A 9,460-nucleotide genomic window follows, 5' to 3' on the forward strand; every position below is an offset into this window, starting at 1 on the left:
AGCCCCGCCAAGGGGTTCCGACGTCGCATGCGACGCCAGGGGCGCCGGTCGGAAACGACCGGCGCCTTCCGCGTTTGCCGCGCCTCAGAAACCGAGCGTGCGCCCCAGGCGGCCGGCGAGGTCCTGGATATACTGATAGGCGACGCGGCCGGAGCGGCTGCCGCGCGTGGTCGACCATTCCAGCGCGTCGGCGCGAAGGGTCTCTGCATCGATCGGCAGCCCGTAGGCCGCGACATAGCCGTCGATCATCGCGAGATAGTCGTCCTGGCTGCATTTGTGGAAGCCGAGCCAGAGGCCGAACCGGTCCGACAGCGAGACCTTCTCCTCCACCGCCTCGGCCGGATTGATCGCGGTGGAACGCTCGTTCTCGATCATGTCGCGGGGCAGAAGATGGCGCCGGTTGGAGGTGGCGTAGAAGAGGACGTTCTCCGGCCGCCCCTCGACGCCGCCGTCGAGCGCGGCCTTCAGCGACTTGTAGGAGGCGTCGCCGCTGTCGAAGGAGAGATCGTCGCAGAAGACGAGGAAGCGGAGGGCGGACCCGCGCATGAGGCGCATCAGCGCGGGCAGATGCTCCACGTCTTCCCGATGGATCTCGACGAGCTTCAGGCGCGGCGCGCCGGCGGGGGAGGCCTCGTTGGCCGCCGCATGCGCGGCCTTCACGAGCGAGGACTTGCCCATGCCGCGCGCGCCCCACAGGAGAACGTTGTTGGCGGGAAGGCCGGCGGCGAATCGCTGCGTGTTGTCGAGGAGGATGTCGCGCGAGCGGTCGACGCCCTTCAGGAGTTCGATCGGCACGCGGTTCACCGAGACGACGGGGCGCAGCGCGAAGGGCGGCTCGAAGACGAAGCAGTCCGCGGCGGCAAGGTCCGGCTCGGCGGGTGCCGGCGGCGCCAAGCGTTCGAGCGCGGCCGCGATCCGCTCCACGGCCTGCCGGAACGCGGTGTCGCTGGTGTGTTCCATGGGTCTTCTTCCCGCCTCGGCCGGCGGGCTTCCGCCGTGTTGCATTCGGGGGGAGCGTTCGTATATTCCGCGCTTCACGTAAAGGCCTCGCGCCCCTGCGCCGCGCCGCGATTTTTCTCCGAAAGGTTCCCCGATGTTCGTGACCGAGGCCTTCGCCCAGACCGCTGCTGCAGGCCCGGTCGGCGGCGGCGCCGAGATTCTCTACACCGTCGCGCCCTTCGTGATCGTTTTCGCGATCATGTATTTCCTCATCATCCGCCCGCAGCGCTCGCAGATGAAGAAGCGCGAGGACATGATCCGCAACATCCGCCGCGGCGACACGGTGGTGACGGGCGGCGGCATCGTCGGCAAGGTGACCAAGGTGCTCGACAGCGGCGAGCTGGAGGTCCAGATCTCCGAGCAGACGCGCATCCGCGTGGTGCAGGCCACCATCGCCGACGTGCGCGTGAAGGGCGAGCCCCAGGCCGCCAACACGAAATAGCCGTCTTTCTTTACAAGACGATGCGGACGGCGCATTGCAGGGGGCATGCCGCCAGGGCGCCCTCTGCCACAGGCACGGCGCCGTTCAGACCCTGAAATCCGGCCCCGGCGGACAGCCGCCGGGCGGCCGGCGACCCTGCACGGGATCTCCATGCTCCATTTCTCGCGTTGGAAGACCACCCTGATCTGGCTGACCGTGTTGGCCGGCGTGATCTTCGCGCTCCCGAACTTCCTCACCCAGAGCATGCGAGACGACCTGCCGTCCTGGATGCCGGATCGGCCGATGACGCTCGGCCTCGATCTGCAGGGCGGCTCCTACATTCTCCTCGAAGTGGACCGGCAGTCGCTGATCGACGAGCGGGTGCAGACGCTCGAGGACGAGGTGCGCCAGACGCTGCGCACCGCGCGCGTCGGCTATGCCGGCCTCAATGCCAGCGGCCAGACCGTGACGCTGCGCCTGCGCGATCCCGCCCAGGCCGAGGCGGCGCGCACGGCCCTCCAGCCGATCGTCGCGCCCGTCTCGGGCAATCTCCTCACCGGCGGCGCGATCACCGAACTGCAGCTCGACGAACCGGAGACCGGCGTCTTCACGCTCGGCCTCACCGACCAGGGCATCACCAACCGCCTCTCGAACGCCGTCGCGCAGTCGATCGAGGTGGTGCGGCGCCGCGTCGACGAGCTCGGCACGACCGAGCCGATCATCCAGCGCCAGGGCGCGGATCGCATCATGGTCCAGGTCCCGGGCTTGCAGGATCCGCAGCGCCTGAAACAGCTTCTGAACCAGACGGCGAAGCTCTCCTTCCATCTCGTCGACCAGACGGGATCGCCCGCCGACGTCGCCCGCGGCGGTCGCCCCCCGGCGGGCGCGCAGCTTCTCTACACCAACGACGCCACGCCGCAGCCGGTGCTCATCCAGCGGCAGGTCATGGTGTCGGGCGCCAATCTCACGGACGCTCAGGCCGGGTTCGACGGGCAGACCAACGAGGCCGTCGTCAACATCCGCTTCGATTCGCAGGGCGCCCAGCGTTTCGGCTCGGTGACGCAGCAGAATGTCGGCCGGCCCTTCGCCATCGTCCTCGACGACAAGGTCCTCTCGGCCCCGGTGATCCGCCAGCCCATTCTCGGCGGGCAGGCGCAGATCAGCGGCTCCTTCACCGTGCAGACGGCCAACGACCTCGCCGTGCTCCTGCGCGCCGGCGCGCTGCCCGCGACGCTCGACGTGATCGAGGAGCGCACGGTCGGTCCGGGCCTCGGCGCGGACTCGATCGCGGCAGGCGAGATGGCCGGCATCGTCGGCGCCATCTTCGTCGTCACGTTCATGGTTCTGGCCTACGGCTTCCTGGGCGTGCTCGCGAACGTCGCCATGTTCATCAACGTCCTCCTGCTCGTGGCGATCCTGTCGCTGCTCGGAGCGACGCTGACGCTGCCCGGCATCGCCGGCATGGTGCTGACCATGGGCATGGCGGTCGATTCCAACGTCCTCATCTACGAACGCATGCTGGAGGAGCGACGGAACGGGCGCTCGGTGATCCAGTCCATCGACGCCGGCTTCTCCAAGGCGCTCGGCACGATCATGGACGCCAACGTCACCACGCTGATCGCGGCCGCCGTGCTCTTCTATCTCGGCTCCGGCCCGGTGCGCGGCTTCGCCGTGACGCTGGCGCTCGGCATCGTCACCACGGTCTTCACGGCGCTCACGCTGACGCGCTGGCTCGTGGCCTTCTGGGTCAAGCGCCGCCGCCCGAAGGAAGTGCCGACGGGCTGGATCAACTTCATCCCGCACAACACGAAGATCGGCTTCATGAAGGTCCGCAACTGGGCCTTCTCCATCACCGGCGCGCTCTCCATCGCCTCGGTGGTCGGCTTCGCGCTGTTCGGCGTGAACCAGGGCATCGACTTCACCGGCGGCACCGTCATCGAACTGCGCGCCAAGGGGAACACGGCCGACATCCAGAAGATCCGCCAGGATGTCAGCATGCTCGTCGACGGCGACCTGCAGGTTCAGGAATTCGGCTCGGCGCGCGACGTGCTGGTGCGCTTCGGCGTCCAGCAGGGCGAGGGCGAGACTCCGCAGGCGACGGTGGACGCGGTGCGCGGCGCCCTGACCGCGGATTACGACTTCCAGCGCGTCGAGATCGTCGGCCCGACCGTGTCGGGAGAACTTGCCTGGGCGGCCGTTCTCGGCGTCTGCGGCGCGCTGTTCGGCATCGCGCTCTACGTCTGGTTCCGCTTCGAGTGGCAGTTCGCGCTGGGCGCGATCATCGCGACGGCTCACGACGTCCTGATGATGCTCGGCTTCCTCGTCCTCACGCGGCTGGAGTTCAACCTCTCCTCGATCGCGGCCATCCTCACCATCGTCGGCTATTCGCTGAACGACACGGTCGTGGTGTTCGACCGCATCCGCGAGAACCTGCGCAAGTTCAAGAAGAAGCCGCTCGAGCAGATCATCGACGAGTCGCTGAACGACACGCTGTCGCGCACGATCCTGACGGCGGTGACGACGGTCCTTGCGCTTTGCGCGCTCTTCGCCTTCGGCGGCGAGGTGATCCGCAACTTCGTGGCGCCGATGCTCATCGGCGTGCTCGTCGGCGTCTACTCCTCGATCTACATCGCCGCGCCGGTCCTGATCCACTTCAAGCTGCGCCCCGAGACGGTGGCGCTGCCGGGCGAGAGCGAGGCGGCGGGCGATCCGCCCGCGCCGCGCCGCACCTCCACCGCGGGCGGGGTCTGACCGGCCGATGGCGCAGGGAATCGAGATCCGCGAGGCGCATTTTCCGGGGCGCGCGCCCATCACCGCCTATGGCAATGGCGGGTTCCGCTTCGCGGATATGTCGCATCGCGGCTCGATCCTGTGCCTGCCGTCGGGCATCTACGGGTGGGACGCGAGCGCCGAGGACCCGTTCGCCGGAGGTCGGCTGGAACTGGTCTTCAAGGAGGCCGACGCGGTGCAGTTCCTGCTGTTCGGCACGGGGCGCGACATCCGCCGCCTGCCGCCGGCACTCTCCGAACGCATGAAGAGGCTCGGCATCTCCTGCGACCCGATGTCGACGGGCGCGGCCGTGCGCACCTTCAACATCATGCTCGCCGAAGACCGCCCCGTGGCGGCCGCCCTCATCGCGGTCGAGTGACGGCCCTCCCGACTCCGCACGCTCGGAAGGCCGCGCGATGACCCCGGAAACGGCCGAGTGCCATCGTCTGCTCGAGGCGCAGGACCCCGACAGGGCCGTCTCGCTCGCCTTCGCGCCCGATGCGGCGCGCGACGATCTCGCCGCTCTCTACGCCTTCAACATCGAGACCGCGCGGGTGCGCGAACAGGTCAGCCAGCCGTTGCCGGGCGAGATCCGCCTGCAATGGTGGCGCGACACGATCCTCTCCGGCACGGCGGGCGTCGGCAGCGGGCATCCGGTCGCCGAGGCGCTCGGCGCCGCCATCCTGCGGCACGACCTGCCGCGGGACGCGTTCGACCGCTTCCTGGAGGCGCGGGTCTTCGATCTCTACGACGACCCCATGCCCTCGCGCGCCGCTTTCGAAGGCTACGCCGGCGATACGGCCTGCGCCCTCCTCATGCTCGCCGCCATGATCCTCTCTCGCAAGGACGCCCCGCAAGTGGCTGAAGCGGCGGGCCATGCGGGCGTCGCCCAGGCGGTCGCCGGCGCCTTGCGCCTGTTGCCGATCCACCGCCGCCAGGGGCATGTCGCCTTTCCCGCCGATCTCCTGGCCGCCAGCGGCTGCGACGCGCAGGACCTGCTGCAGGGCGCCGCCGAGCCCAGCCGCCGCGCCATCTCGGCCATGGTCGCCTTCGGCCGTGAGCATTGGAAGCAGGCGCAGGCCCTGCACGGCGCGATCCCTGCGAGCGTGCGTGGGGCCTTCCTGCCGGCCGCCTTGTCGGGCACGGTCTTCGACAGGGTCGAGCGCGACGGCGTCGGAACCATCGAGGCGCCGCTGCGGGTCGGACCGTTGAGACGCAGCTACCGCTACTGGCGATGGATGCGGGGCTGACGCGGCCCGGCGGTGCCGAAGCGAAAGGGATCGTCCGATGACGCCCGGCAGGATTTCGGCTTTCTTCGCAAACATGGTCCGTTCGCTGTCGCGCCGCGCGATCGCGGCCCTCGGCCGGTTCCCGGTCGCTGCGCTGGCGCTGGTGGCGCTCTGCATCGTCGCCAATCTGGAGCATCTGCGCAGCGCCTTGTTCGAGGCGGACATGCTGGCCCGCGTCGCCGCGGCGCTCTTTGCCGGCGCGCTCGCCAATGTCTGGGGTCGCCTGATCGGCGAATCGCGCGGTCGCACGGACCTTGGGGCGGGCCTTCTCGCGGCGGCCGGCGGTGTCGCCGCGGCCTTGCTCGTCTATGCCGCCCCCGCCATCTCCCTTTCGGCCGTGCCCTGCGTCGCGGCCCTGGCCCTCGGCCTCACGCTCGCCCCCTATCTCGAGCGCGGCGATTCGCTCCGGTTCTGGACCTTCACCCTCGGCGCGGTGGTCGGCGGGACGGTCGGATTTCTCGCGGTGATCCTCTTCGTCTCGGGCGTGTGGGCCATTCTGGCGATGGTCGAGACGCTCTTCGGCTTCGGCCTGCCGTCCGGCGCCTTCGACCATATCTTCATCACCGCCTTCACCTTCGTCGGACCGCTCTTCGCGCTTGGACGCATTCCGACGCGGTTCGACGAGACCGTTCGGCCCGGCGAGGGAGAGCGCCTTCCGGCGGCCCTCAGCGCGCTCGTCGATTACGTGGCGGCGCCGCTTCTGCTGGTGACGGCGCTCGTCCTCCACGCCTACGGGCTGCGCATCCTGGCGACGGGCGAACTGCCCGCGAACCAGATCGGCTGGATCGTCCCGTCCTTCTGCGCGACCGTTCTTCTCGTGCGCGTCGGGGCCCATCCGTTCTTCGACGAGGGCGCGGTGGGGGCGACGCGCGTCCTGCGCCGGGTGTGGAGCTTCATGCTGGTCCTGCCGCTGGGACTTCTGGCCTATGCGCTGGCGCTGCGCATCGGCATGGAAGGGCTCACGGCGCAGCGCTATTACGGCGTGCTCGGCGCATGCGCCGTCGCTCTCGTGCTGCTGATGCAGGCCATGCCGCGGCTTGCCGGCGACATCCGCCTCATGGTCGGATTGCCGCTGGCGCTGCTGGCGCTTTCCTCCGCAGGGCCGCTCGGTTACGCGGCGAGCGTCGGGCGCAGCCAGGCCCTGCGGGTCGAGGCGCTTCTTACGGCGCGGGAGACGAACCCGCCGGCCGCGTGGCGCGCCGAGATGGGCAGCCGGTTGCGCAGCCTGGAAGACGTCGATGGGCTCGACCGGCTGATCCCGGTGCTCGATCCGGCCACCCGCGCCGCTTTCGAGGCCGCGCCGCGCGGCAGCGAGGTGGAGGTGCTCGTGACGAGGCTGGGCGCGGGCGAGGCTCCGCCGGAGGTGCGCCGCGTGCTCACCGATACGCAGACGTCCTCGCTCGATCTCGACGGCTACGACCGCGTGGTGCCCGCTCTCGACCTGAAGCCGGGCATGCCGATCCGCATTCCCGGACAAGGTCCCGACGGCGCGAGCTTGACCATGGCCATCGACCGGGCCGACATCGTCCTGACATCCGCCTCGCGCGAGGAGCGCTTCGCGCTCGCAGCCGCCCTTGCCGACGCACCGGCCGGGGAGCACCCGGCGGGCGCGCTCACCCGCGATCTCCGCTCGCCGTCCGGCCGCCGCATTCGCCTCGCCGTCCAGCGTTACGAAGGGGCGGGGCGACCGGAGCGCATCCTGTCGCTTTCGGCCACGCTGCTCTATCGCTCGGCCGACTGGCGCGTTCGGTGAGCTGGCGTGCCGGCGCAGCGCGAAGGGCTTACTCGGCGGCCTGCCGGGCGTCGCTCGGTCCGGCCGCGAGCCAGGCGGAGAAATCGGCGAGCGCGCGGGCCGCCATGGTCTGCTTGCGGGCAGCGCTCTTCTCCTTGCCCCTGAAGCGCCCGACCCCTTCGGGCTTGGTGACGCTGACCGGCGGAAACAGGCCGAAATTCACGTTCATCGGTTGGAAGGAGCGCTTGCCGCCCTCTTCGACATGGGCGATGTGGCCGCCGGTGATATGGCCGAGAAGAGCGCCGAGGGCGGTGGTCGGCGGGGGCGGGGCGAGGCTCTCCCCGAGCGCCTCGGCGGCGGCGAAACGCCCGGCGACGAGGCCGATCGAGGCCGATTCCACATAGCCCTCGCAGCCCGTGATCTGCCCGGCGAAGCGCAGGCGCGGCAGCGATTTCAGCCGCAGCGTTCCGTCCAGAAGGCGCGGGCTGTCGAGATAGGTGTTGCGGTGGAGGCCGCCAAGACGCGCGAACTCGGCCCGCTCCAGCCCCGGGATCATGCGGAAGATCTCCGCCTGCACGCCGTATTTCAGCTTCGTCTGGAATCCGACCATGTTGTAGAGCGTGCCGAGCGCGTTGTCCTGGCGAAGCTGCACGACCGCATAGGCCTTCACGTCCGGCTGGTGCGCGTTGGTCAGACCCATCGGCTTCATCGGCCCGTGCCGGAGCGTCTCCGGGCCCCGTTCGGCCATCACCTCGATCGGCAGGCAGCCGTCGAAATAGGGCGTGCCCTCCCAGGACTTGAACTCCGCCTGGTCGCCCGCGACAAGGGCGGCGACGAAGCGTTCGTACGTTTCCTTGTCAAGCGGGCAGTTGATGTAGTCCTTGCCCGTGCCGCCCGGTCCGACCTTGTCGTAGCGCGACTGGAACCAGGCCTTGTCGAGGTCGATCGAGTCGAAATGGACGATCGGTGCGATCGCGTCGAAGAAGGCGAGGGCGTCCTGCCCGGTCTCGGCGCGGATGGCTTCGGCAAGCGACGGCGCGGTGAGCGGTCCGGTCGCCACGATGGTCGGGCCCCATTCCTCCGGCGGCAGGCCGCCGACCTCCTCGCGCTCCAGCCGGATCAGCGGATGGGCCTCGATCCGCGCGCTGACGGCGGCGGCGAATCCGTCGCGGTCCACCGCGAGCGCGCCGCCGGCCGGCACCTGATGGGCGTCGGCGCAGGCCATGATGAGGGAGGAGGCGAGACGCATCTCCGCATGGAGGACGCCGACGGCGTTCGCCGTCGCGTCGTCCGAGCGGAAGCTGTTGGAGCAGACGAGCTCGGCCAGATGCTCCGTCCTGTGGGCCTCGGTGGGCCGCACGGGGCGCATCTCGTGCAGGACGACCGGGACGCCGCGTTGGGCGATCTGCCAAGCGGCTTCGGAGCCGGCGAGACCGCCGCCGACGACATGGATGTGAGAAACAGACATGCGCGCAGTCTAGCGCATCGCGGTCCGGCGCGAAACCGCGAGACGGCGCGCCACCCGGCATCGGGGACGCCGCATACGAAAACGCCCGTCGGGGGGAGGACCCGACGGGCGACTTTCAGGGGCCCTGCGCGATTGGGAGGAGAAGCGCGGGGCCGTATCCGCCGGAGCCTTTGGGAGGAGGATGGCTCGGCGAAGCTCTGGAACCTTGCGCTCGCCGGGGGGAGGACCCGGCGAGCGTCTAAGACAACCCGCACCGATTGGGAGGAGGAGGTGCGGGTCTGATCCACAGCGGCNCCCGTGGGGGGGAGGCCCCGACGGGCGACTTTCAGGGGCCCTGCGCGATTGGGAGGAGAAGCGCGGGGCCGTATCCGCCGGAGCCTTTGGGAGGAGGATGGCTCGGCGAAGCTCTGGAACCTTGCGCTCGCCGGGGGGAGGACCCGGCGAGCGTCTAAGACAACCCGCACCGATTGGGAGGAGGAGGTGCGGGTCTGATCCACAGCGGCGATTGGGAGGAGGAGCCGCTGCGAAGCTCTGCGCCCGGCGAGCGTCTAAGACAACCCGCACCGATTGGGAGGAGGAGGTGCGGGTCTGATCCACAGCGGCGATTGGGAGGAGGAGCCGCTGCGAAGCTCTGCGATATCTGGGCGCCCGTCGGGGGGAGGACCCGACGGGCGACTTTCAGAGGCCCTGCGCGATTGGGAGGAGAAGCGCGGGGCCGTATCCGCCGGAGCCTTTGGGAGGAGGATGGCTCGGCGAAGCTCTGGAACCTTGCGCTCGCCGGG

At 69.8% G+C, this 9,460-nt stretch carries 7 protein-coding genes; 5 read left to right on the forward strand and 2 right to left on the reverse strand.

The genetic code is table 11. The features are described 5' to 3' along the window. Positions 1 to 84: 84 nt before the first annotated feature. Positions 85 to 960 carry an ATP-binding protein gene (locus tag ASG48_RS17070; protein ID WP_055852728.1) on the reverse strand — a complete coding sequence of 292 codons (876 nt, stop codon included), beginning with the start codon at positions 958 to 960 and terminating at the stop codon, positions 85 to 87. Positions 961 to 1,093: 133 nt separating this feature from the next. On the opposite strand from ASG48_RS17070, the gene yajC reads away from it, so the two are divergent. The 5 genes from yajC to ASG48_RS17095 all read left to right on the forward strand — a co-directional run bounded on the left by yajC (position 1,094) and on the right by ASG48_RS17095 (position 7,231). Continuing rightward, a complete protein-coding gene (yajC, locus tag ASG48_RS17075; RefSeq protein WP_055852730.1) occupies positions 1,094 to 1,441 on the forward strand; it encodes a preprotein translocase subunit YajC in 348 nt (115 codons plus the stop codon). Between the two features lie 150 nt (positions 1,442 to 1,591). After that, on the forward strand, positions 1,592 to 4,171 hold the full coding sequence (secDF, locus tag ASG48_RS17080) for a protein translocase subunit SecDF (protein WP_055852732.1): 2,580 nt from the start codon (positions 1,592 to 1,594) through the stop codon (positions 4,169 to 4,171). A 7-nt stretch (positions 4,172 to 4,178) separates the two neighbouring features. After that, positions 4,179 to 4,568 carry an Mth938-like domain-containing protein gene (locus tag ASG48_RS17085; RefSeq protein WP_055852734.1) on the forward strand — a complete coding sequence of 130 codons (390 nt, stop codon included), beginning with the start codon at positions 4,179 to 4,181 and terminating at the stop codon, positions 4,566 to 4,568. A 37-nt stretch (positions 4,569 to 4,605) separates the two neighbouring features. After that, the gene (locus ASG48_RS17090; RefSeq protein WP_055852736.1) at positions 4,606 to 5,439 is read left to right on the forward strand and encodes a phytoene/squalene synthase family protein; all 834 of its coding nucleotides are present in this window, start codon (positions 4,606 to 4,608) and stop codon (positions 5,437 to 5,439) included. Positions 5,440 to 5,476: 37 nt separating this feature from the next. Beyond that, on the forward strand, positions 5,477 to 7,231 hold the full coding sequence (locus ASG48_RS17095) for a DUF4153 domain-containing protein (protein ID WP_055852738.1): 1,755 nt from the start codon (positions 5,477 to 5,479) through the stop codon (positions 7,229 to 7,231). A 28-nt stretch (positions 7,232 to 7,259) separates the two neighbouring features. Here the strand turns inward: ASG48_RS17095 and trmFO are convergent, their stop codons facing one another. Next, complete coding sequence (trmFO, locus tag ASG48_RS17100; protein ID WP_055852740.1) at positions 7,260 to 8,678, reverse strand: methylenetetrahydrofolate--tRNA-(uracil(54)-C(5))-methyltransferase (FADH(2)-oxidizing) TrmFO; 1,419 nt, start codon at positions 8,676 to 8,678, stop codon at positions 7,260 to 7,262. Positions 8,679 to 9,460 lie beyond the last annotated feature (782 nt).

Origin of the sequence: Aurantimonas sp. Leaf443 (assembly GCF_001425575.1) — a bacterium.
In the GTDB taxonomy this organism is placed as follows: domain Bacteria; phylum Pseudomonadota; class Alphaproteobacteria; order Rhizobiales; family Rhizobiaceae; genus Leaf443.

Bases quoted from the DNA above. Each gene is read 5' to 3' on its own strand.
- ASG48_RS17090 (WP_055852736.1), top strand. From the start codon at position 4,606: ATGACCCCGGAAACGGCCGAGTGCCATCGTCTGCTCGAGGCGCAGGAC.
- ASG48_RS17070 (WP_055852728.1), bottom strand. From the start codon at position 960: ATGGAACACACCAGCGACACCGCGTTCCGGCAGGCCGTGGAGCGGATC.
- yajC (WP_055852730.1), top strand. From the start codon at position 1,094: ATGTTCGTGACCGAGGCCTTCGCCCAGACCGCTGCTGCAGGCCCGGTC.
- trmFO (WP_055852740.1), bottom strand. From the start codon at position 8,678: ATGTCTGTTTCTCACATCCATGTCGTCGGCGGCGGTCTCGCCGGCTCC.
- ASG48_RS17085 (WP_055852734.1), top strand. From the start codon at position 4,179: ATGGCGCAGGGAATCGAGATCCGCGAGGCGCATTTTCCGGGGCGCGCG.
- secDF (WP_055852732.1), top strand. From the start codon at position 1,592: ATGCTCCATTTCTCGCGTTGGAAGACCACCCTGATCTGGCTGACCGTG.
- ASG48_RS17095 (WP_055852738.1), top strand. From the start codon at position 5,477: ATGACGCCCGGCAGGATTTCGGCTTTCTTCGCAAACATGGTCCGTTCG.